This window comes from Candidatus Lokiarchaeum ossiferum (assembly GCA_025839675.1).
GTDB lineage: Archaea > Asgardarchaeota > Lokiarchaeia > Sigyniarchaeales > Promethearchaeaceae > Lokiarchaeum > Lokiarchaeum ossiferum.
On sequence record CP104013.1, the window covers coordinates 4,476,976 to 4,500,655 of the forward strand.

20 protein-coding genes are annotated in these 23,680 nt (G+C 33.8%); 8 read left to right on the plus strand and 12 right to left on the minus strand.

Annotated elements, in window-relative coordinates; all coding sequences use genetic code 11:
* Positions 1-12: 12 nt before the first annotated feature.
* From NEF87_RS19195 to NEF87_RS19210, 4 genes are all read right to left on the minus strand, one after another.
* Positions 13-1,212, minus strand: coding sequence for a DUF2085 domain-containing protein (locus NEF87_RS19195; RefSeq protein WP_457917096.1), 1,200 nt, complete (start codon positions 1,210-1,212; stop codon positions 13-15).
* A gap of 25 nt (positions 1,213-1,237) precedes the next feature.
* On the minus strand, positions 1,238-1,942 hold the full coding sequence (locus tag NEF87_RS19200; protein WP_457917097.1) for a hypothetical protein: 705 nt from the start codon (positions 1,940-1,942) through the stop codon (positions 1,238-1,240).
* 76 nt (positions 1,943-2,018) lie between these two features.
* The gene (locus NEF87_RS19205) at positions 2,019-2,735 is read right to left on the minus strand and encodes a winged helix-turn-helix transcriptional regulator (protein ID WP_371803096.1); all 717 of its coding nucleotides are present in this window, start codon (positions 2,733-2,735) and stop codon (positions 2,019-2,021) included.
* Positions 2,736-2,771: 36 nt separating this feature from the next.
* Complete coding sequence (locus NEF87_RS19210) at positions 2,772-3,209, minus strand: hypothetical protein (protein ID WP_371803097.1); 438 nt, start codon at positions 3,207-3,209, stop codon at positions 2,772-2,774.
* Positions 3,210-3,345: 136 nt separating this feature from the next.
* Here NEF87_RS19210 and NEF87_RS19215 point away from each other — a divergent pair, with 136 nt between their 5' ends.
* Both NEF87_RS19215 and NEF87_RS19220 read left to right on the plus strand, forming a co-directional pair.
* Positions 3,346-7,080 (plus strand): hypothetical protein, encoded by a 3,735-nt coding sequence (locus NEF87_RS19215; protein ID WP_457917098.1) that lies wholly within the window; start codon positions 3,346-3,348, stop codon positions 7,078-7,080.
* A gap of 160 nt (positions 7,081-7,240) precedes the next feature.
* Positions 7,241-8,587, plus strand: coding sequence for a hypothetical protein (locus tag NEF87_RS19220; RefSeq protein ID WP_457917099.1), 1,347 nt, complete (start codon positions 7,241-7,243; stop codon positions 8,585-8,587).
* Positions 8,588-8,631: 44 nt separating this feature from the next.
* Here the strand turns inward: NEF87_RS19220 and NEF87_RS19225 are convergent, their stop codons facing one another.
* The gene (locus NEF87_RS19225; protein WP_457917100.1) at positions 8,632-9,402 is read right to left on the minus strand and encodes a class I SAM-dependent methyltransferase; all 771 of its coding nucleotides are present in this window, start codon (positions 9,400-9,402) and stop codon (positions 8,632-8,634) included.
* A 29-nt stretch (positions 9,403-9,431) separates the two neighbouring features.
* Positions 9,432-9,719, minus strand: coding sequence for a hypothetical protein (locus NEF87_RS19230; protein ID WP_371803101.1), 288 nt, complete (start codon positions 9,717-9,719; stop codon positions 9,432-9,434).
* Positions 9,720-10,108: 389 nt separating this feature from the next.
* Here NEF87_RS19230 and NEF87_RS19235 point away from each other — a divergent pair, with 389 nt between their 5' ends.
* Together NEF87_RS19235 and NEF87_RS19240 are read left to right on the plus strand one after the other, a co-directional pair.
* Positions 10,109-10,636: a hypothetical protein gene (locus NEF87_RS19235; protein ID WP_457917101.1), complete on the plus strand. Its 528-nt coding sequence runs from the start codon at positions 10,109-10,111 to the stop codon at positions 10,634-10,636.
* A gap of 22 nt (positions 10,637-10,658) precedes the next feature.
* Positions 10,659-11,465, plus strand: coding sequence for a RuBisCO large subunit C-terminal-like domain-containing protein (locus NEF87_RS19240; protein ID WP_457920137.1), 807 nt, complete (start codon positions 10,659-10,661; stop codon positions 11,463-11,465).
* 155 nt (positions 11,466-11,620) lie between these two features.
* Here NEF87_RS19240 and NEF87_RS19245 read toward each other — a convergent pair whose 3' ends face one another.
* Together NEF87_RS19245 and NEF87_RS19250 are read right to left on the minus strand one after the other, a co-directional pair.
* The gene (locus tag NEF87_RS19245) at positions 11,621-12,379 is read right to left on the minus strand and encodes a hypothetical protein (RefSeq protein WP_457917102.1); all 759 of its coding nucleotides are present in this window, start codon (positions 12,377-12,379) and stop codon (positions 11,621-11,623) included.
* Between the two features lie 234 nt (positions 12,380-12,613).
* Entirely contained in the window at positions 12,614-14,038 is a 1,425-nt protein-coding gene (locus NEF87_RS19250) for a hypothetical protein (RefSeq protein WP_457917103.1), read from the minus strand.
* Between the two features lie 187 nt (positions 14,039-14,225).
* Between NEF87_RS19250 and NEF87_RS19255 the strand changes: the two genes are divergently transcribed.
* The gene (locus tag NEF87_RS19255) at positions 14,226-14,993 is read left to right on the plus strand and encodes a hypothetical protein (protein ID WP_457917104.1); all 768 of its coding nucleotides are present in this window, start codon (positions 14,226-14,228) and stop codon (positions 14,991-14,993) included.
* Between the two features lie 4 nt (positions 14,994-14,997).
* Positions 14,998-15,366, plus strand: coding sequence for a transcriptional regulator (locus tag NEF87_RS19260; RefSeq protein WP_457917105.1), 369 nt, complete (start codon positions 14,998-15,000; stop codon positions 15,364-15,366).
* Between the two features lie 43 nt (positions 15,367-15,409).
* Here NEF87_RS19260 and zupT read toward each other — a convergent pair whose 3' ends face one another.
* Positions 15,410-16,234 carry a zinc transporter ZupT gene (gene zupT / locus NEF87_RS19265; protein WP_457917106.1) on the minus strand — a complete coding sequence of 275 codons (825 nt, stop codon included), beginning with the start codon at positions 16,232-16,234 and terminating at the stop codon, positions 15,410-15,412.
* Positions 16,235-16,657: 423 nt separating this feature from the next.
* Complete coding sequence (locus tag NEF87_RS19270; RefSeq protein ID WP_457917107.1) at positions 16,658-17,398, minus strand: hypothetical protein; 741 nt, start codon at positions 17,396-17,398, stop codon at positions 16,658-16,660.
* A 368-nt stretch (positions 17,399-17,766) separates the two neighbouring features.
* On the opposite strand from NEF87_RS19270, the gene NEF87_RS19275 reads away from it, so the two are divergent.
* Positions 17,767-18,294 (plus strand): hypothetical protein, encoded by a 528-nt coding sequence (locus NEF87_RS19275; protein ID WP_457917108.1) that lies wholly within the window; start codon positions 17,767-17,769, stop codon positions 18,292-18,294.
* A 314-nt stretch (positions 18,295-18,608) separates the two neighbouring features.
* Positions 18,609-19,151 (plus strand): hypothetical protein, encoded by a 543-nt coding sequence (locus tag NEF87_RS19280; RefSeq protein WP_457917109.1) that lies wholly within the window; start codon positions 18,609-18,611, stop codon positions 19,149-19,151.
* A gap of 153 nt (positions 19,152-19,304) precedes the next feature.
* Here NEF87_RS19280 and NEF87_RS19285 read toward each other — a convergent pair whose 3' ends face one another.
* Together NEF87_RS19285 and NEF87_RS19290 are read right to left on the minus strand one after the other, a co-directional pair.
* Positions 19,305-20,342 carry an LVIVD repeat-containing protein gene (locus NEF87_RS19285; RefSeq protein WP_457917110.1) on the minus strand — a complete coding sequence of 346 codons (1,038 nt, stop codon included), beginning with the start codon at positions 20,340-20,342 and terminating at the stop codon, positions 19,305-19,307.
* Between the two features lie 726 nt (positions 20,343-21,068).
* Positions 21,069-23,414 carry a PAS domain S-box protein gene (locus NEF87_RS19290; RefSeq protein ID WP_457917111.1) on the minus strand — a complete coding sequence of 782 codons (2,346 nt, stop codon included), beginning with the start codon at positions 23,412-23,414 and terminating at the stop codon, positions 21,069-21,071.
* Positions 23,415-23,680 lie beyond the last annotated feature (266 nt).

Consider the following 23,680-nt stretch of genomic DNA (forward strand, 5'->3'; position numbering starts at 1 on the left):
AGTGTCTCTTTTTCATATATTCGCAGATTTGGATAGAAGTTCTTGTTCAATATCCCGTTTTTCCCTGAATTTTTTTCGAAATATACTTAAAACTCCGAAAATCAGGAAATATCCAAGTATTATAATAATTAGGGTTGTTTGGTGCGAATCTGCGAGTGTTATCATGTTCATTGCAACCCCAATGATAAAACCTGTAAACAATCGGCTGGAAGTGGTTGCTTTACGAATAAGTAATGCTTGTAATCCCCAATCTGTCAGTGGTAGCAAAGGTAATAATGCTGCAAACCAAAATGCCCATACTCCTGATATTTGTATTTCCAAACTATAGGTAATCAATGAAATGATAAAAAATGTGACCGCGGCCCCCAAAATCATGGCTGTGCATCGAGTACATAGATAAACACGTACTTTTCCCAGTTGAATTACTATGGTATGATCATCTTCAAAAAATGAATGATGGGTTAGACTTTGGACATAACATTCCCCTGGCTGAGGAAAATAGGATTTTAATTGTTCATCATCTTCATTTTCTTCTTGTGCTACTAAGATGGCTTCTTCTTCTTTTGAAAGAGGAAAGTATGGGCTTAATAATCGATCCAGAATCCACAAACCTAACCATGATGGAATAATAATCAACAAATTATTTACAAAGAAATTTGCTAATAATAGCCATCGCGCTGTATTAAGGGTCAATTCTGCTGTAAATGTAGTATTAAAAATAAATCCAAAAAATAATATTGGAAGAAAGAGCAGGAGTTGTGCTAAACTAAAGCCTATTTGTTTGAATACATGTTTTCCTTGATAATATTCGCCTCCTCTATATGGGCGAAAACTTTCCGCCAGAATACTCCATCCTACATAAACAATTAGTATCCATTGGATATTTGTAGAGTGAGTCCATTCTAGGAAAAATTCTCCTGCAATTCCCGCGAAAAATACTGCATATCGATTAAATATTTTTGCTAAAATCCACAAGATACAAAGCGAAATCCAAAATAGAATGTGAAAATGTAATAAAATTTGTGGATTTAGGGAATAGATCGTTAGATAATTAAGTGCTCTAATACCGATCGCAAGGAAATAATACAGCGAAAAGCTCAATAAAAATTCAAAGAAATAAAACAAACTTTGCTCAAAGGCGCCTCGGTGAATATTTTTCAAAGGATCATGATGTCGTTTCAAAGGTTGAGCTATATTCGTAGATGAGTCCATTTTCACGGGATAAATTTAGAAAGAACTACGCGAAGTTATAAATATTATCAATCGCTATGTTAAACTCTTCAATTTTAGCATTAAATCCTTTCTGAAGAACTCGAAATATCATTGCTCGAGCAGCGGGCGAAGGAATGTCTAATATAGAAAGGTCTTCCTTAATAATATTCTGGCCTATAATCATATGATCCGTTTGGTCTTTTAAAATCGCTTTACATTCGTTAGCGGTTGGAAAAGCACATCGACATAATTCATAATAATCCTTCACATCATTTTCAATGGTTAAAAAGGGGTAGATTCCTAAAACTTGAGCTTCAAAGGTTTTCTTCAAATTTTCGCGCAATCGAGTGAAATTGGGATGGTTTTGTTTGCATTGTCGACCTGTTTGGTCATTTTTCAGATAACCCGGAAATTTGTCTTCCAATCGTCGATAAAATTCTTCACTTTGGGGTTCCACTCCATCAATAACCATTTGTTTGGTCATTTTCAAAGTCCCATTTATACTTTTTCGAGTACCATGCTCTAAATCTTTTTGAACCATTTTTGAGTAAAATGCTTTAACAATAGGTCGTAAAAGAATCGAAATTCCACTCATTTCTTCATGAATTAGTTGACTCCCAATATCTAAAGATGACTTCATCTGTTTAAATAGATGTTGACGCACGAGTTCAACATTGTGTTCAAGAGTATCAATGGAGATCGAAATTGGTGAGAGTGAAGAATTTATCATCGTGCTAATAAATAATAATCCGTCTTTATTAAAAAAAGCATTTGATCATACTACGAAAAATAAATCAAGTTCATATTTATGTTTCAGTATTTGGAGGATCGGGGTTTTCTGCATCAGAATCGCTCAAATTTTCCAATAAATCGGTACTCCAGTTTGAAATATCGATGGTGAGTTCAATATCATCTTCATTGGGACATACTACTCGAATTGTCAATTGCTCCGCAGTTCTGTCAATGATTTCTGGAAAATGACAATCATCTGCAAGTTTAGAAACTATAAATCGAATATATGCTTCCGAGAAAACTGTTAAGGATCCTTGCAATATTTCCTCACCTAATCTTCCAATATGAAAATGGACTCGTTTACCCTTTCGTTCTTTCTCAATCAATTCTGCATCGACTAACCGAACGGCATGGTGGCGAACTGAGTCATGATGAATATTCAATTCCCGTGCAATTTCATTTTGAAAGCAATCGGCATGATTTAAGATATAGAGAAATATCAGTAATGCATTTTTATTTTTGATAAGCATAAACGCCCTTTCCATTTCTTTAGTACGTAAGTTTTTTGGAAAGAAGAGTCGTTTTCCATCTATTTTATCTGATTTTATTATGCCATCTTCCTCAAGTTTGCTCAAATGATATAGTAATGTTGCACTACTAATTTTTTCATCCCCTTGCGACATGAGCTTATAAAAATAAGTTCCAGGGTTTTCACAGATTATTTTGTAGATATTTCTCCTGGTTGGATGAAGTAAGAACAATTTTTCGTCAGAGTGGTGTCGCCGGGGCATATTTTTCACACAAAGTTTTATTATTTTAGGATTTCTTTATTCTTCGAGCTCGATTCGTTCGAAAAATGGTTTTTTAACATGGGTTATTGATGACATTTTTTCTTTAATTATATCAAATTTGGCATCAGTGTCTTCAAAAACGCCTTCCCAAACACAGATCTCGTCTTTGAAACAAATTCCTGTGGAAAAGAGGTTGGTAAGATCTAATTCTTTTAATGTTTTTCTCAATGATGTGAAAAATGATTCATTTAAGGAACTTTTATCCAAAATTAGTTTGACAAACAACACTCGAGAGGCATTCGTTAGAAAGAATGATAATTTCTTTGAATCTCCTGGAATGACTGCTACTAAATTTTGTCCCAAGGGAAGTAAAGCATCATATATTCTTTTCGGAATTTTTATTTCCTCAGACAGCTTTGCAATAAATGCTTGAGCTAACTTTTTTGATTCGTAATATTCCTTTTTATCATCCATGATATTAAATTGGAAGAAATGCATATTAAATCTTGCATCAAAGGGTAAAATTAAAAACCACAAAGCGTAAAATTAAATTATCGAAGAACCGAGTCGTTAAAATAAAAATAAGAAGGTCGAGGAAAAAACGCAATATATGTTTAGTTTCATAGTTCTTGGTGATTCAGCGGCAGCCGTTGATTATTTCGATCATGCTGGCCTTTCGAATATAGATCAAGGTGATATTTCGAAATGGGAAAAACAGTGCACCTTTCAAGATAATGAAATTGATTTGACCCTCGATGTTCCATTAACTGATGGGTTTGAATATGATGAATTTTTACCGATGGCAGATGGTATTTTATACTTTCTAAACCCAAATTTTCCCGAACAATTTGCCTTATTTGAAGATATTGTTCAAATCATTCAGAAAATAAATCGAAATGTACCCTTTGCTTTAGTTTTCCGGGATTCTAAACGTTTGATTCAAACCTCAACTAATCAATTACTATTTTCTATATGGGAAAAGTATTCTTTTGAAGCTTTTATCGCAGATTTAGGCAGTCCTAATTATACAGATTATATTTTGGAAAGTATTTGCGAGAGTATTATAACTCGCCAAGCCATTATTAATCTTGATACTGCTTGGATGCAGGTACCCTTATTATATTCAAAAGTAAATAGGCACATTAATACTCAAGATTGGATCTCTGCGGCCCGTTTGGTGGAAAAAATTGCACTTATTTCACAAAAATGTAAAAATTCTGATTGGCAAATTTATGCTGAACAAGCCGCTTGGTTATATGCAAAAGGTGGTGCAGTGTTAGATGCTTCAAAGATTATTGGTAATTTTAATGAAGTTTACGCTGAACGTTACAAAAAAATTTATGTGGATCAGTTAATTTATCAAGGTAGAGTTCTTCACAATGAGAAAAATTTTGCCCAAGCTGCCCAACAATTTGAAACGGCGGGAAATTGGGCACGTTTCGAACTCAGTGATTCTATTTTAATTAAAAAATCCTTAAAAAATGCAATATATTCTTGGATCTCCGCTTGTGAAATTCAAAATGCTTTTTCTCTTTTGGAACGATTTGATCATAATGAAATGATTGATATTTTAGAAGAAGTTACTGACAAAATTGCTGGGGTTGCTGATTTTCTCACTTCTCAAGGGCAAGATGATTTTGCCAAAGCACAATTATATCTCTGTTTTCAAAAGTATCAAAAAGCGGGATTATTTGATTCCATCAAAGTATTTGCTAACAAAACAGTTAAAATTCTTAAACGAATTTTAGAGCGACATCTGCGAAATCTGGATGTTGATTCTGCAAAATTGACTCTTGACGAACTTTATAATATTTGGGAGACTTTTGGTATTGAATCTGAAAACATTGACTCGTATCTTTTGCGAGTTGGAACTTTATTTATCGAAAGGCAAGATTTTCAAAAAGTGGAAGTTATCCTTCCCAAAATTGAATCTGGTGAAATTAAAAATCAACTTTCAAAAGCTCGTATGGATGAAGAAGAACGGATTAAATCAGATTTACGACAAGACGAATTGGAGGATTTAACCGATGCTGTCGCTATCCTTAAAACGTATGTAGATGAAGAAAAAAAACAAATTTTGGCATATAATAGTCAAGTATATCAAGAAACTCAAGATCTCCTCGAACAAAAGCAAATTTCGTCAGGTTTAAAATATATTCATCAATATTTTCAGTGGTTAACGTTTATTGGTGAATCTGAATTTTCTTATGATGTCTACGAGCGGATTCTCTCTTTTTATCTCACCTTGGGATCTTTTGATAAATTTATTGAAGAAATCTCCCATTTACCCGAAGGACGGAGAAAAGTGTATCTTCGGGAAAAAGTGTCGATTATTATTAATTCTTTGAACAATCTCATGGTGGATGGCGAGACTACATTGATTTTACACTACTCAACTTCCATCATCAAATTATATCGAAATCACCTGCTTTATGATGAGTCTCGTGATTTTGCCGAACTCTTGGTCAAGTTTTTACTTGAAAAAAGTAAGACCATGGCTCAGCAAGGAATTTTAGCAAGTATCAGTGAATCTATCGGTCTTGTCTCTCAAGTTGAAAACATCTCAAAGATGTATTTGGATTCAAAACAATTTGATTTGGATCCCATCTATTCCCCTATTGTTATTTTTTATATAAAAACTGCTGATTTCAAGGAAGCTCGAAAATACAATGAGCGAATTAATTCGGATTCTCTAAAAGAAACGTATTATTCACAAATTGAAGAAATCGTGGGCGAAAAAAGTCGATCCAAAGCGATGGAGGCTCAACAGAAACAAGAAGTCCAATTTTTCGTGGAGCAACTCTCGCAATTACGAAATTTGGCTCGAGATCAACGAATTACTTCTGAAAATCTGTTGCGAATGCGGTTAGGTTTAAGAAGACGGTATTTTCAAAAACCCATTGATCTTATTCTGAAGGGAGAGTTTCCAGACGCTGCTCAACAATATTTTGAAGTCGCAGAAACTTTGATTAAAACAAAGAAATTTGAATTGGCAGGAATTAGTGCGGGTATAGGAACTATTCTCTGTCTTTTAGTAAAAAATGTTTCTCTTCTAAAAAATCACTTAGATAAACTTAATCTTATGGCTGGGGTATCCATTTCAATATTTAAAGAAATATTTTCCGTGAAACTAATCTATTACATTCTTAAAATGATTGAGATTAATAATCCAACGTTAATTATAAATTCTTTGAAGCTATACGAGAGTTTGGCCTTATTTCCTGAAGAAAAAATGGTCCTTGATACTTTACTTGGAAAAGATATTGATTTTGAAGCATTAGTTCATTCCGATCTCAGTTCACGCATGGATTCAGGCGAAATTAAGTTTTCAACGAATCACCAGCATCTTATCGATAAAATCGCGTTTGATCCATCTCAACGATCAAAACGAAATTCCATTGAACAGAAATTTTGGGAAGAAGCACAAAATTATTTAGCCCGACAAGAATATGAACAAGCATCTTTAAGTTATTTAGCCCAAGTAGATCACTTAGTCGTTCGCAATAATGAAAAATTTGCCATTATATCCATCGTAATGGCCTTTTTAGCCTTATTGAAAGCGAAAAAACCTGCAGAAGTTTATTTCGAATATGAAAAATTTTATTATCAATTTGATAAAAAATATGAACGCGTGGCAAAATCTGAATTATTTGCTTTACTTGAGATAATATTGCAATATTGGGTGAAAAAAAGTGCTCAACAGACGATTCGACAGATCCTTTTGGCATTTCAATCGAAATTGCCGTTATTTGATTGGGAATCTTCTCTAATTAGTGGCTTTTTAGGGGATTTTGAAGGAAAAGGATCTCAAATTTCATCAAATACGGATAAGAATGTGCATCTTGGTTCTCCTGATGAATTTGATGATTCAACTCTTCAAACTCAGCAAATTGTGGTTTTAACCCAAGAAATCAGTGATATGCAGTCGAATTTCGCTGAATTGCTCCATAAACGTAATTCAATGGTGAATTCTTATTATAAAGACATAATTTCTTACCTGACCGCCGAATCCTATTTAGAGGCTGCTACTGAATATGAAAAGCTTGGGAAACGCATGGCACGACGAAATGATTTTAATGCTGCAAGTTTAATGCTTCTCTTATCTCTGCTTTCACGCTTAAAACATAAACAATCGGTGAATGAAATCACTGTTGCCCTTGATACCGTCTTGGGAAAATTAGGAATAGTTAAAAAAATTCTTGACGATCACTTTGGAGTCAAAATCGCTTATTTTGTTCTGGATGTATTAAAATCTAAAAATGAAAACTTAAAAACAAATATCCGAAACCTCCTCCAATTATTACCGCTTCTATCTGCGGAAAAGGTACTTGTGCAGTTGGAATAAAGAACCCGGACTTTTTACTTTATTTTCTCTTCTACTCTTTCCAGTGAAAATTTAATGGGTAATGTTTGCTGAAATTCGAACGCGAATTCCTTTAGGTTTAAAGGACTTAGATCTCTTTACTAGGTAATTCTCGAAAGAAAAAGGTGATCAAATGGGATTTATGGAAAAATTAAAAGAAAGTTTTTCTTCTGTGGCAGCGCAGATGAAAGAAAATACTAAACAACTTGAGAGTGTAATCAAAGAAAACTCGGAATTATTGGATTCTCATGATAAACTCAGTAAAGAAAGTGCAGAGGGTATCTTAGAATTAAAGAAATATGGGGAAAAAGAAACTCCTCTCTTAAAAGATGCTTTTGTTGGTCTCTCAGAGACACTCAAAATGGTGGAAGGAGAACGTGCTAAGATGACTTCTGAATTAAGAAGTCAATTTTTACAACCTATGAAGGAATTAGTTGCTCAATTTGATCAATTAGAGCGCGAAATCAAAGAAGATGAATCTGCTGCCAAAAAATTGGCAAAAATTAAAAAGAAATTGGACAAAGAAAAAGCAAAACCGGCTGAAAAACAAAAACCGGGAGCGATTGAAAAAGCTGAAGCTGATTATCAAAATGCAGTCAAGATTGCTGAAAAGGAACATGATGATGTGATCAAGGCAACCGCTGCATATCAAGAACAAAAAATCAGGAAAATTAAAGAATGCTTGGCTGTGATTGTTGCCCAACATAAAGGTTTTCATCAAATTGTACTATCGAATTTAACCGATACTAAAATGTATATTGAAATGATTGTGCCGGAACAGAAGGAAGAGGTCAAAGAAGCTATTGCAGAAACCCTTGAAAATCTGGAAGAATCGCTTAAAAGTTGTGATCAAATATATACTGTCATCGCCCATGTCAAAAAAGATTTACACTCCGTTATCAAGGAAAACATGGAAATGTTGAATGCTCACCTGAAAGTCACTAAAGAAAGTAAGGAAGGAATCAACGCTTTTAAAGATTATGGATTGAAAGAAAGTCCTGCTCTCGGTGAAGCTCTATCTTCTTTAGGGGGTTCACTTGAAATCATAGAAGTTAATAGACAAGCTTTTGTCGAACAAATGAATCATGAATTTATTCGCCCCCTAAAAGAATTGATTGATACTTGGGATAAACTCCGAGAATTAATCAAAAAAGATGTTAAATCGCTTAAAAATGATCAGAAAATAGTCCGAAAACTCGAAAAATTGAAAATGCAAGATCCTACAAAATTGAAACCTGGTTTATTGGAGGAAAAGGAGAAGGAAGCTGCGTCTATTCGAGATGCGTCTACGAAATTGCACAAATCAATGCTCACATCCTATCAAGAATTCACTGCTGCTAAGTCTAAAACCATGAAAAGTTGCTTAGGGTCAATGGTGGAGCGCAACTTAAAGTTTCATAATCAGGCTTTAAATATTATTGATAATGCAGAAATTTTAGTCTCACAAATTGATATTTCAAAAGAAATGGATTATGAATTGGACATTTAATTACCATTGTTATTTCTCTTTTTTTTCCGTTTTCTCTAAATTCCTTATATCACCGTTTTAGTGGCATAACAGAGTAAGCTGTCGCTTTCCTTTGGGCGCAAGGGTGATTTTTCATAGGAATCCCAAAAAATAATTTCCGAAAATTCATATTCCCTTAAAATATTCTTTAATTCCTCTGTGGAAGGTAAATACCAAGAGCTAGTATTCACTTTTTGGGAAAATTTTTCCTCCGCAGCTTTCTTATAAAATGTAATGAAATCTACATGTTGAATATGGGTTGTTAAATCAGGATCGAAACGTTTTGAGGTGAAAATTTCATATCCATCCTTCGAATGAACAATTTTCGAAGTCCAATATCCCTTTCGCGGGTTCTCACTATTTAAAATTTGAAAAAATAACCGCCCTCCATTATTGAGGCTTTCACTAATTTTCTTAAAGGTCTCGGTGGGTAAGTATTCTCCCCACATCAAAGAAATCGAATTTCCAAGTGAATAAATCACATCAAATTTTTGTTCACATATTGGTTCCTTCACAAAATCTTTTTTAGAGAAGGATATCTCGGAATTTGAGTCCTTTATAGCCGATTGGGCGTATTTAATTGAATCCTCACTAATATCAATGCCCTCAAATTCATGGGCAGGATAATTTTTTGCGAGTTGGGTTAAATGAATTCCGGGACCGCAGCCCAGGTCAAGAATTCGTAATCTTTTTTTCTGGGGAAATGTGTTAATTATTTCTTCAATAGTTGGTAATTCTCTCTTCAATCGGTTCGTCCAATTAATTGTTTCCAAATACGTTTCCATTTCATTATACATTCTGGTTCCCCTTTGATATCCTACTTCTATTATAGAATTTCACAAATCTCGCAGAGTTCATTTTTAAATTCAGCCCATTTTCCAGTTGATTTTAAATAATTTTCTTTAATCAATAAATCTTTAAGCCCTTCGTTCTTCCCAAAATCATTTACAAGTATTTCCGAAGGACCCAAATTTACCGAAGGAGAATTTAAACTGATCTCATAGTGTGGATATTTTGTTTCATCGATTAGCAAAACGGTCATGTTCCCCTTGGAGGCAAAAAATTTCTTCACTAAAATCAAGTTTTCACCTTTCCACTGAATTTTTTTCACCATAGGGAATCTACGTCCAAATATCTTTGTTGTAGTTCAAAACTTTTCCTCAATTAAATAGCTTACACCTTAAATTTATCGACTTCATCTTTTTAATGTTTTGGCTACTTAGTTAATTCTCATCAATCTTCAAAAAAAGTGTCTAAAAAAAGTGATTGATTCTGTACTTTTTTTTCACATTCTTCTTGCCGAATTTGCATTTATGTTGATCATATGAGACTTACTGTTCGTTTTTTTTCATAAATGTGATCTCCTTTTTCCAAAAAAAAGATCAATAACCTTTTATTAATCACTTTTTCTAATTATGATATAACACTCTGTTGAGTGACTCGTGTGAATTTTTGATCGAGCATCACCCAATTTTTAAGTGATTATATTACGGTGAAAACAAAATGCCAATGGCTGAATTTACAGATTTACTGACCCAACCTTGGGGGGTTTTTGATGGAGTTGATATCGAGAAGTATATCATCGGAACCTATATTGTCAAAGTCGGAAAAAAACAAAATGGACTTACTATGGGACAGTTCGCGGCTGTCGAACAAAGCACCGGAACATGGATTCGTGTTCCTGCTGAAACCGCGGAAGTACGCAAAGATCATGTGGCCAAATTATTAGGTTGCTATGAAATTCCTAATTGGGAATATGAAATTCCAAAGGATGTGGAAAGTCGCGATTATGTAATGATTATCGGCTGGCCTAAGGTCAACTTGCTCAATGAAGATAATAAATTGAACTTTGCTCTCCTCTTTACGGCTTTAATCGGCAATATTTCCATGGGTGGCAAACTCAAACTCATGGATATTTGGTTTCCCAAAGATATTTTGGCTACCATGCCTGGACCGAAGTTTGGAATTGAAGGGATTCGCAAATATCTTGGAATAGAAAAGCGACCTTTGCTCAATAACATGATCAATTAAGAATAGGATTTCCCTATCTTAGATTAAACCGTGTACTGGGCATACGGCTGCTGTCGCTGGTGATTTAGCTTACCAAGTCGCTCTTGGAGGTGTGGATGTTGTCAAGGATGATGAACTTATCTCCGGGCACGCGTTCAATACCATTGAAGATCGTGTCACTGCCGTTATGGCGGGTTTAGATAAAGCCAAAGAAGAGACCGGTGAGAAGACTATCTACATGATCAACGTCACCGACAATCTTCCCAAAGTGTATGACAATATTGCAACCGTTCAAGCCCATGGGGGTAATGGTATTCTTATTAACTATTTACCACAAGGTCTCTCCGTCGTTCAACATATTGCGGAAGATCCAAGCGTCAAAATCCCAATTCAGATGCACATGGATTTCGCCGGAGTATGGTATTGCGATGCGTGGAGTGGCGTTACCAGCAAACTTACGCTTGGTAAATTGCCCCGATTAGTGGGTGGGGATGTAGTTGTTATGCCTGCTCCTTATGGTAAAGCTCCAGTGGTACCTGAACGATTTATTCAAAATGCTATGGAATGTGTATATCCTTTACCTGGCATTAAACCGATGATGCCTATGCCTAGCGGTGGCATAACTCCTGGTATGGTCGAATTTGCCATGCGAGATATTGGATCAAACATCATGATTGGTGCTGGTGGTGGAATTCATTCTCACGAGATGGGACCAACATCTGGAGCCATTGCCTTCCGTCAAGCCATTGATGCCTTTATGGCCTGTATTCCTGCCAAGAAAGCGGCCAAAGAACACAAAGAGCTTGGTGTGGCCATGGGTATGTGGGGCAGCAAAAAAACTGGCAAGTAAAACAATATAATTCCACCCTTTTTTTTCACGTTTTTTTTTTTTGAGTTTTCATTTTCCCTATTATCTAACAATTCAAAGATCCCAGTAAACTAATTTCCCAATTCATCCTTACTCCTACCAAAAATTGTTTTAAGAGGTAAAAAATAAAAAAAGTTTTAGTTTTTGAATGGGGGAAAAGTTTCACTGCCTAGTTTTTTTCTTTCTTGCAGAATTTTTTCAATAATTAATCTAATAACCAGAAATATATTACCCAATCCAATTAAAAACCACATGATCTTAATACCCGCTCGATAAGGGATATTTATGTTTACTGCCACACTCCAAAATACAATCAGAGCTTCAATTATCAAAACTGATAGTTTAGTAAGACCTGATTGTTCTACTAGTATTTTTTTGGGAATAAACCCAAGAAGAAAAAATAGCGAACAACTATAAAAAAAAACATCTAATTCCTTCCAAGGATAATGTATTGTCCGACTTTGTATATGATTAATTGCGAAAGTTAGTCCAACACCCAGTGCACCCATTATGGGATAATATAAGAATAAATTGAAAAATTTTGTAAGATGATGAATTGTAATATTTCTATCAGGATAATTTGTTAAAAAATTGATTGTAAGTAGTTCTTTCTGATAAAGGACCAATAAAACCTTCAAGAATAGCATCAATATCAGCATTATCATGATAACAGTATACCATACTAATATTCCAGCAATCACGAAGCCGTAATATAACACAAGACCGGAGTAGAAGATCTGCTTATCACTTTTTGAATGGTTCTTTACTTTTGCTTCGATTAAGTATATTATTATAGGGATAAAAGGAGATAATATGAGTATTCCCAGTTGAAAAAATGTCTCTATATTTGTTTGATTGTTTAACGGTGGTAAATATGCTGCATTTTTCCAAATCATGACAAAGAAAAAATAGTAAACAAAAAGAAATATTATTAGCCAATTCAAATCTTGTAGAAATTTCCACACAAGTTTTGGTTTGTTTTTTTGGGACTCCATATAAGGAATATCTGGTGTTAATTAATAAAAATAACTAGTAAATCTCTCCGCTTTTGAAAGATGGATGATAAATTTCCAATTTTAATCGGGATTATTTTATCTCAAAAATTTATTTTCTTAATGCTTACAATCAAATTAGAAATGGATAATAAGATTTGGTAAGGATTGTAATTCTGTTGTGACATTTTGGATCGGATTACCGGTCAAATCGATTTCTTGCAAATGGTGTAGCCATTTGATCGAGGCTGGAATTTTATGGAGTCCACAATTTTTGGCACGAATCGTAGTGATATGGCCGTTTTCACTTGTAAAGGTAAAATCCAATTGATTTTCGGGCTCATCGCCCTCAAATGTTAGAATATCCATAAATGATTCATCAAATGGTGATAAATTGAACTGATCTTGGAGTTCTAAAAGAAATTCGATTTCTTTAATCGAAGTGGTTGGAATGGATTGCAATTTCGCATACAGTGCTTTATAGGAAGGGTTTTTTGAAGTTAAAAGGTTATTCAAGGCGAGACGATGAATATGTAATTCATTTTCATGCTCCAAAGACAAACTTTGCCAAAATTGAGGGTGAATTGGTGCCAAAGGGTTATTTGCTGCGGCTTCCCGAACCTTTGCATCGCTTTCTGTTTCGATACTAAAAAAATTGCCAAATTCTGAAAACCGAGGTGCTCCCTCACTACGCGCCGCGGATTTTCGAACTTTGGGATCGGGTTCAGTTATTTCGGATAGAAATCGAATATATTCCTTAAAAGATGGTGCTTTTGGATTTTTAGCGATGAAGGTCCGCAGAAAGCCATGCTTGGAACTAAACCCTTTTCTGAAATCGGTTAGGGTTACTGCGGCGGGCTGTTGCAATAATTGTGTATAATCAACACTCTCAAGGAACAATTCAATCGGAGGATCCATTTGGAAGATTTTTATCACTATTTCCTCAAAAAAAGGAAATTTGGGATGGTTTGGATCATCGTAGATGTCAGGCACTTGGGAGGGGATATATTCTTCCGGAATATAATGTAACGTTTCTAAGACGGGGATCAGGTTGGCTATCAAGCAAGAATCATGCCGTTTGCCTTCATAATTGCAATCGGTAGCGATTTGATCTAAAAAATCATATAAATACTTAACATCAATTAAGCTCATAAAGCGAAGTAATCGATTGGATAAGGGAATTCCAAGCTGGCTTTGGTTTTCGATGTCTGCTTGAATTTTAAACGCGTCTTCTCCCATTTCTGCAATTCCTGCAACCCAAGAATTTAGGGCTTGGAAAATGTCTTCCATGGTGAGATCATCCACGATCTTGTCCTCACTGGATTCAGAAAAGATATGGGCTTCTTCAAGGTCGGTGGGATCATTTTCTTCAGACCAAGGTATTTCATCGGAAGTTGAGAGAGCCAGATGGATACAATCAATTTTTTCTTCCTGGATAATGTCTCCTGACTGATTATCTACCAATTGCATTATAACGGATTGTTTTCTGGATTCTGGATCGACATGTGCAATAAGGAATACGTCAGAACGGATGAATTGATGCTTGGATGTATAATCTCCCATGAACTACATTATATTATTTTGGATAGTTGAAGAATGATCTGCCTAAAAATGATAAGGCTCCATATATTTGACGATGCTTTATGCTTTATTGAATTTTGTTTAAAACCCAAATTTGCTGTTTTTCCTATGGTCTCTGTCCCGCAGATTCGATCCTACCTTTAAATACAAAAGAAAATTCATGTGAATTATGACTGAAAACGTTTCTGATGCTTTGCCTGACATTACAAATGCTCTTCATATCACACAACAATATGAAGAATATAATTTTCTCCGTCTTTGGGGAATTTTTCTTTTGATAGATAGTCTCATTTTTCTAAGTTCTCTTATCCCAATATTTCTCATAACCCACAAAGTCTATTATTTCTATAACAATCCGGGTAGAATATTGAGAATTGGGCTAAATTTTGTTCAATATTTACTGGTTTTCATTCTATTGATGAGAAGGGGGAGATCAAAAAAAACCAGCGTAAAACTAGGAAAGATGAAAGTGTCTTTTAATTGGTTGTTCCTTGGAGGACTAATTCTAATATTTCTATTAAGATCACTTCTAAATTTGATAACAAATTTTTTTTCTTTTAGTTTTTGGGGATATCCTTATTATTATTTCACTGATATAATAATTTTGAGTTTAACAACCCTCTTGTATTATAATCTGATGAGAAAAATCATTTCGCAACATAATTTTAAAGAATTGAAAATAATTACATTTGTTTTATTTGGGTGGATTGCTGCCCTCATAATACTATTACCTATCTTAAAAATAGATGAATTCTTTAAGTGGGATGAAATTTATGTCCCTTTATCCGGTCCTGAAACAGACACAATACAAAGTTCTGATCTTTTCCCAATATTTCAGTATATTGTGTCTCAATTAACAACTTTCATTTTTCTCGTATGTGAATTTAGATCTGGAATGATAGCCTTAAGGAAATCCAATGAATTATTGAAGAAGTGATGTTATGAAAATACTTGAAAACTCTGATGTGGAAATTGCAGATTCCCTTAAAATCAATGAATCCAAGCTGAAAATTCTCCAAGATCCCATTTTTTCTTCCACAACACGTTTAACAATTATGATGATTTTGAATGCGAATCCCCAAGTGGGATTTACCACCCTTCGCAAGCTCCTCAAGATTACTGCTGGAAACATGGATCATCATACCAAATCTTTGGAAACTGCAGGTTTTCTTGTAAAATTTAAAACCTTTAGATTCAAACAACCGATGACCGTCTTAAAAATTACAGATCGTGGGAGAACGGCTTTCAAAACTTACTCTGATATGTTAATTCAATTTTTGAATCCTGATATAGGCCAATCTAACAATTAAAAACCTGGAAAGACGAAAAAATTGTAAAAATAGAAAAAAAATGTTATAGCAGTAACAATGATACTGCCATAATGGCCATTCCGAGCACAATGCCTAACACAACTTGATCCCCTCTTCCGTATGAGTGGGCAGCTGGAATTAATTCATCCAAAGAAATATAGATCATAATTCCTGAAATAACGCTCATCATGCCTCCAATTAATTGATCTGTGAGAAAAGGAGCAAGGAATGCATATCCAATCAAAGCACCTAGTGGTTCGGTTAAACCAGAGAGGAAGGAAATTTTAAAGGCTTTTTTTTTATCTCCTGTGGCAAAGTAAATGGGGCAAGCTACGGCGATGCCTTCAGGAATGTTATGGATGGCGACGGCGATGCTAATAACAATGCCTAATTGTATATCTGCTAAAGTACTACCAAATGCGGCTAAACCTTCAGGGAAGTTATGAATCGCAAGGGTAATTGCTGTTAATGTACCAGTTTTAAGCATCTGTGGATGACTGGTTTGTTTATGGGAAGAAGATAAAGATTCTTCGTCTCCGTTCTTCTTATCTACATTCGATTCGATGAGGCACTCGCCCATATTATGATGAGGGTTTTCCACTTTGGGAATAATCCAATCAATAATCATGGTTAAGGCCATTCCTACAAAAAGTAGGAGTATTCCAAGAACTTCACCAACCGATTCAATTCCTAACGGGAGGAGATCCATAAAAGAAACATATATCATCACTCCGGCCGATGCGCCTAAAGAGATTGAGAGTCCGGTTTTGGATGGTTTTTTTGAAAAAACCATAATCAACCCTCCAATGCCTGTGGAAAGTCCAGCGAGGAGAGTAAAGAGGAAAGCATACGCTAATTGTTGTTCCATGAGTTGTTCACTTCCTTGTGTGGGTTAAAGGAGTGGTTATTTCTAATGATCTAAAAGGTGCCCTAATATATAAATGTTAGGCATGTCTAATAAATATAAATATAAAATTTGTGAAATATTCTAATACCCTTCAAAATCCATATATATGATCGATATAAACTAATGTATTATTAATAAAGAATAAATTGCTTCTATATTATATAAAATCGATTAAAAGACAAATTTATTCCAGTAAACACAAATTTTCAAAATTGCAAATCGAAGTCATAAAAATTTAAATTGACAAAAGCCAATCAGGAATATTTTGTTCTAATACAAAAGGTTCAATTTTAGAAAACAAAAGGTCGAAAAAATTAGAATTGTTTCGAATCAGATTAAAGATAACTTAGATAATCATGAAATGAAACTGAAAAAAAAGGGATTTTATGATTTTTGTTCCATAGGTTTATTTCTTTTTAACCAATTTTCTATTTTTGAGGGCCTAATTACTCCAATATACAGAAATAGAGAAACTAAAACAACCATAAACCATCCAAAATAATAAAAAATTGTGAAATTGGCTCCTAAAACTCTGTCTATTAAAAAAAAGATATAAATCATAATTAAAGAAATTGGAGCCAGTCCCAATATTCCCACGAAAAATTTATCCACCTTTTCATCCAATTTTCGATTTAATTGAAAACAACTATAAATGATATATGTGTCAACGATTAAGGATAAAATAAGAAGGAAACTCCAAATCAAAGTAGATAAATCGACTATAAACAGACCGAAAACCATTGTGTAAATCATATATGCGCCGGTGAAGACCGAAAAAATCGAAATTATGACTAATCTCGTCTTTTTTTGGATCTTTGGATGAAAAACATTTAAACCAAACTGCAAAAAGAAAATATTTGAAAGAGCAATAAATGAAACAGTTACAGCCAGGAGTTCAATAAATTTTCCTGGGGAGATCTCCCATATTTCAAAATATCTTAAAACCCTCGATATCGCAGCACTAAACACTGCCAAACTTAATGATAATATTACAAAAAAGAAATTTTTTATAATTTTTGTTTTAAGCCTACTATATTTTTTTCCAACTTGGAATGCTACAAATGCTCCGATGAGGGAGATGGAAAATTCATATAGCATAGGAACGAGATAATCTAAGTTTACCATAATATTTTTAGAAGTAAAAGGAAACCTAAAAAGATTGGTTTATTAATTTTTGAATGTTTTTGAAGTTATCATAATGCCGTATTTAAGACTTAAATGGGATGGGGCAACAATTTTAAAAATCACGACTCTTTGAACTGCGAATATCCTTTTTAGTTCATGAAAATATCCATTTAATGAAATTTGATTCCCTTCTAAAATATTATGACTTCTATTGAGGATAGGACCTCAAAGAAAAAAAAATGGACTTTTTCCTTCTTAATACATGGTTCCTATATATTTTTTTTCCAAATATGAAATTATGCTACAAATTGTGGAAATTTACTTACATTTTTTAGATTTTCTTTTCCAGAATACTACAAGGTGTATATATGACAGATCTTAATAATGTAAAAATATCAGGAAAAGCAATAACTCCCGTTTTAAAAGGATTATCAAATGAAAATTTGGCTCGAAAAATATTAAAAGAAGGAGTTGGCACTCAAGAGATAGATGAAAACAAACAATATCCCGCAGAGAAGTATGTTGAGTCTCTGAACATTATCGAAAAAAAGATGGGTTCTTTGGTCCTGAAAAAAGTAGGGAAATTCATGATGGATTCCGCAAAATGGCCGCCAAATGTTAACGATTTGGAAAACGCTTTGAAATCAATCGATGTTGCATATAAAATGAACCATACACCAAATTCATCAGATAAAATTGGAAGTTATCACTTCAAAAAGATTAGTGATAAAGAATTTGAAATACACTGTGATAATCCTTATCCATGTGGTCTTGATCTTGGAATCGTTGCTGGGGTTGCACAAAAATTTAATCCAAAAGCATATACACGTCATAAAGAAGGCGATTGCAGGGCAAAAGGAAAAAAATCTTGTGTATATTCAATTAAATTAAGCTGAATTTTTTTTTTATTCCATTAATTATATGTGATTTAATTTATTTTTCTTACTTATTCATTTAGCAAACTGTTTTTCCATATTTTTCCATCTACTCATTTATTATATTTAACTCAAATTCAAATCTCTAATAATGAAAAAACAATCATACCCTAAACCAGAATATCTTGGTTTGTTTTTTTTGATAGAACTGGTTGGATTTGAGTGCAATTTCGAGTATAGTGTACCTTTGGTCGGATCTTAGAATTTATCAACCTCGAATAAAACCCCCCAATAAAATTAAAAAAAACAATCGATTATATGTTAAGTGATAACTAATGACTAAATCCTCACCATCACCTCATAATCATGATTTTTCATGTGTTCCTTTCAAAAAAAAGGGGTTTTATTTTGGAATGACAATTCCCTTTTTATTGGTATCTCTGGGAATTTTAATCTTTTTGGGAGTTACTAACGTGTGGTTGGCCCTCCTTTATCTCTATTTATACTTACACACTTCTTTCTTCCAAGCTTTCTGTTGTGTGCATCAAGAATGTCCCTATATTGGAGGTTTTTGCCCAGCTGTAATCGGAATTTTGCCTGCTCCTTATATTGCCAAATGGTTGAAAAGCACGTTAAAATTACCCCTTTCCAAGAAAAAATTTGATTTCGTGATAAATGTGGCCTTTATTGGCTTTCTTGGATTCATTTTCCTTCCGATATATTGGCTTTTTCAAGCCTACTTCATAGTTGGCATATCCTACATAATTATTGTGGTGGTTTATCTGCTAGTATTTGGATTTTACATATGTCCATCCTGTGCTATTCGTGATACATGTCCTGGGGGAAAGGTTCATCAATTATTTAAACGTCAGAAATGATAAAGCCGAACGCGAAGGGACGAAGGGATGAGAAGGATAATTTATTGTGTTCTCAAATCAAAAATAGTCAAAAAAAGTTGAATGATGATCTTAACTCCTCTATATTTCCATGAAAGGGAATAAGGATTCGCAAGATCAAAACCATGAATTGAATCATGATTCATCTTCTATATTGAATTGCATTATTTTTAAACCATTAATACCATCGGCGAAATAAATATATCCCTCAGTATAGCATACATCAAAGGCTTCTCCTCCTTCATGGGTACGACCAAGTTCTTTAGGGCTATTAGGATTGGAAATATCTACAGCTACTAAACCAGTTTCATATTCTGTTGTATATACAATAGATTCTCCTATCGAAACTCCAAAAGGCGTATCATTGCTACGAAATGTGCTTATTTCAGAAATTTCTGAGGGATCTTCGATATTTAAAATATATAAGGCTCCAACTTCGGCTTCTCCATGGTCAGTAGTGATAAGGAAATTATCCTTGATTAGGAGATTGAAGAAATCAACTCCTTGAATGATATATTCTCCCATCTTAACTGGGGTTTTAGAATTACTCACATTGTATGATTCAATATTTGAAAAGGAATTTCCATGATCTATAACATAGCATACCTGATCGTCAATTTTTACTTGCGTTGCTTTGTTATCCACAGAAATTGAAGATAATCTTATTGGAGCTGCGGCATTAGTAATGTTCAATATTTCAACACCGAGAGTTCCTGCTCCAATATATGCAATTCCATTCACAACTTCAACACTAAAAATGGGCGTTCCGGATCGATAATGGCTAATTCGATGGATATTATTATAATCACTGATATTTAAAATTTCCAAACCATTTTGCATATTCGCGCAGTAAGCCAAATTATCAACAATTTCAAAATCATAAATTATTCCTGATTCAAAGTAGGATCCTAAATGCTTTGGGTTGGATGGGTCAGAAACATCTATCAGTGATAATCCTAATCCGGTTCCTTGAGGTGTTTTATCTAAAATATACGCAATATCACCGAAAACTTTGACTTTTCGGCATTCTCCATTTCCTTCATATTGTCCAAGCACTACAAACTCTCCTTTAGATTGATCAATGGGAATTATATCAAAAGTGATAAATCCAATTATAATTAAAGCGAGAATTATCGGTACTGATAGAATCAACAAAATTTTTTTTTTTTCCATTGTAATTTCAAAATTATTTTAGAGGAAGTGCTAAATAAACATTTGAATCAAAGAATAAAGCATCATACTAAAAAAAATGAATAGATTCAAAAAAAAAAAAAGAAAAGATGATGAATGAATTCACAAAAAATAAATAAAACTCGCAAAGAAATATGAGTGAATGATTCTAGTAGATATTAATTTAAATCAAGTTAATTATATCAAAGATAATTGTAGCAAGAAAAATTCTATTACTTCAGAAAAGGAGTGATCCGCATTTCATTTAAAATTCAAAATATTTTTATTGACTTTTTATAAAAAAAATGGTTGCACTTTCAATTAAAATGAATTGAAAATCGATAGTTACAATAAAATTTTTTCTCCCAAATTGCAAAATATATCATGTTGGGACACAATAATTAAAAATGCATATTAATCATGAGGTGAATTATGTACAGAATTCTTTCTGATCAAGATTTTTTCTATATTTTATGAAAATGAGATATTATTTCCCATATGTATCCATAAGCCTACAGAAGTATATGCTGGATTTTTTTTTTTATCATGAAATTGCTTAAATGAATTAGGGGTTGTGTGAATGAACAGGCAATCTCGGGTTTAGCAATCATGAATCAAAAAGACAAATGAAAATTCATGTAACTTTTTTTTTTTCAAAATTTTTTCGTATATTCCGAGACAAGCTCTCAGTTGAAGCGTTTTCTGAAGAGAGAAACATAGTTATACTTATTATTTTTTTGTGTTTTTGGTATCTTCCCACGTGTGAATCATAGTTAAAATTTCTTCATATGTAAAGGGTTTTTGGAGAAACCCCGCAATGGAATAATCTTTAAATTTTTCCTCGATATCATATTCGGTATACCCGCTAGAAATAAAGATGGGTAATGTTGTACTATTTTCCCGAATTTTTTGAAATGCAGTAAAACCATCCATGTGAGGCATGATCAGGTCTAAAATAATTAAATCATATGATTGGGATGAATTTATTACTTTTTTTAAAGCATCCATGCCCGAATTTGCGGTGTCCACTTTGTGTCCCATCCGTGACAAATATTTTTGACCCACTTTTAACACCGAGGGTTCGTCATCTACGAGTAGGATTGAGTAATGTAATTTTTGGGCTGTAAACTCTTCAATTAGTGTCTTGGTGTTGTCTCCATTGCTTTTCTGTTCATAAATTGGAAGAACCACATTGAATGTTGTCCCTAAGTCTTTCTTTGAACTCACGATGATCGTTCCCTTGTGACTTTGTACAATACCTAAAACTGCGGATAATCCCAATCCTCGTCCTTTCTCCTTCGTTGTAAAAAATGGTTCAAATATTTTTGGTAAAATGTCCGGTTCAATGCCTTTGCCCGTATCTTCAACTTTAAAAAGTACATACTTATCTGGTCTTAAATTGGTTTTGAGGTATGAATGTGCTAAAAATGCCTCGTCACAATACTTTTGTTCAGTGGATACCCGGATTACTCCTTCTTGCCCATCTAATGAATCTGAAGCATTTAGAATCAAATTCATAATTACTTGTCGAATTTGGGTAGGATCGCCTCTAATGGACGATAATTCAGGTGATAGGGAAATATCAAAGGTGGCATTTTTGGAAACTAACCGTTTTAATAAATTTTCCATGCTGGAGACTTCTTCATTAAGAAAAATGGGTTTATCTTGGATCTGGCGTTTTCCTGCATATAAAAGCATTTGCTGACTTAAATCGGCGGCTCTTTTGGCAGAATCAATGATATCATTCAAACATTCTCTTGTACCAGAATTTTCTGTTGCATCCATAAGGGCCAGTTCGGCATTCCCTAAAATTCCAACTAAGAGATTATTGAAATCATGGGCAATGCCTCCAGCTAAAATTCCCAAACTTTCGAGTTTCTGTGTGGTTAACACCTTCCGATCCATATTTTTCTTTTCACGTTCGATTCGGCGTAATTTACTTACATCTTGGAATGAAGTCATTAATAATGGTTGGTCATTAATTTCGACAAGATTAGTATTGATGATGGCCTCAAATAAATCTCCATTCTTACGCTTGAATTTGACTTCAAAATCTCTGATACTTTTATTGTGTTGAATTTTATCGATTGTCTGTGTCCTATCAACTGAATTTGCATATGTGTCCAAACTATTTAGATTCGTAAATTCTTCAATAGTGTAACCAAACATATTTAAAAGGCTTTGATTACTGTCGATTATAGTTCCATCCATTTGTGAAATTGCCACCCCAATGGGGGAGTTTTCAAACAAGCTTCGGTATTTCGATTCACTGCGGCGCAAATTCTCTTCCATCTTTTTTCGATCACTGATATCAAGGAAAAGTGTAACAAAATGATCCGGTTGGGGTGAATATGCATTTACAAGCCAAGTTTTCTGTAATATTTCATCATATTGCTCAAAAGTGAAAGGTTTTCTTGATTTTGCAACCTTTCCATAAGTTTGCACCCAATTTATGGTCGAGTCAAATATATTTGGAATAACTTCACTCACTTTTCGCCCAATGACTAAATCGTGTTCCAAGCCAGTTAATTCGGTAAATTTTTCATTAATATCCAAAAAAATATAGTCAATCGGTTCCCCCTGTGAATTATAAAGCATCTTGTGGAAGGCATATGCGCTATTCATATTTGTAAAAAGAAATCGATAATTGCGGTGATATTCTTCTCGTTCTCTAATAAGGGCATAATTGGCCGTGATATCAATCATTTCTGCAACCATGTGGCTCATTTTCCCTTCGTCATCAAGCAATGGGTAAGCATTGATATTCAATAAGATCTTTTTTTTATTTGGCCATTCAATAAATTGGCGGATGTTGTGGACGGGAGCTAGATCCTTTTTGACACGTGTAAATGGCTGATCTTCCTCTGAAAATGGATTTCCATCTATGTCGGTGGTTTTCCATTGTGGTGAATTGTAAACCCGATCCGTGATAGATTCTTTCTTGATTCCCAGAATATTTTCTGCTGCTTTATTAGCATATACAATGCTGCCAGAAATATCCACTATGACCGTAGCCAAATTGCATTTATCAATAATTTTTTTCCAGATTTGATCTTGGGAGGAGAATGAAAACATCAAGATAGTATTGTGAAATGAACCTTTATATTTTTTTAATAATTATTTTTGGTCAAAATTACTCGAAATTGATCTCCAGATCACAATAGATTTTGTCTAAACTTAGGTGATTGAGTTATTCTTCCAATTTTCCTAAAAAATGAGATATGTTTTTATAATAAATATAGAATAATGGAGTTTTCTTTGAGATTGAATGTATTACTCCGAACTAAATACATGTAATACTCAATAAAGAAGAATATGGGATCATTAATGGTCTTGTATCT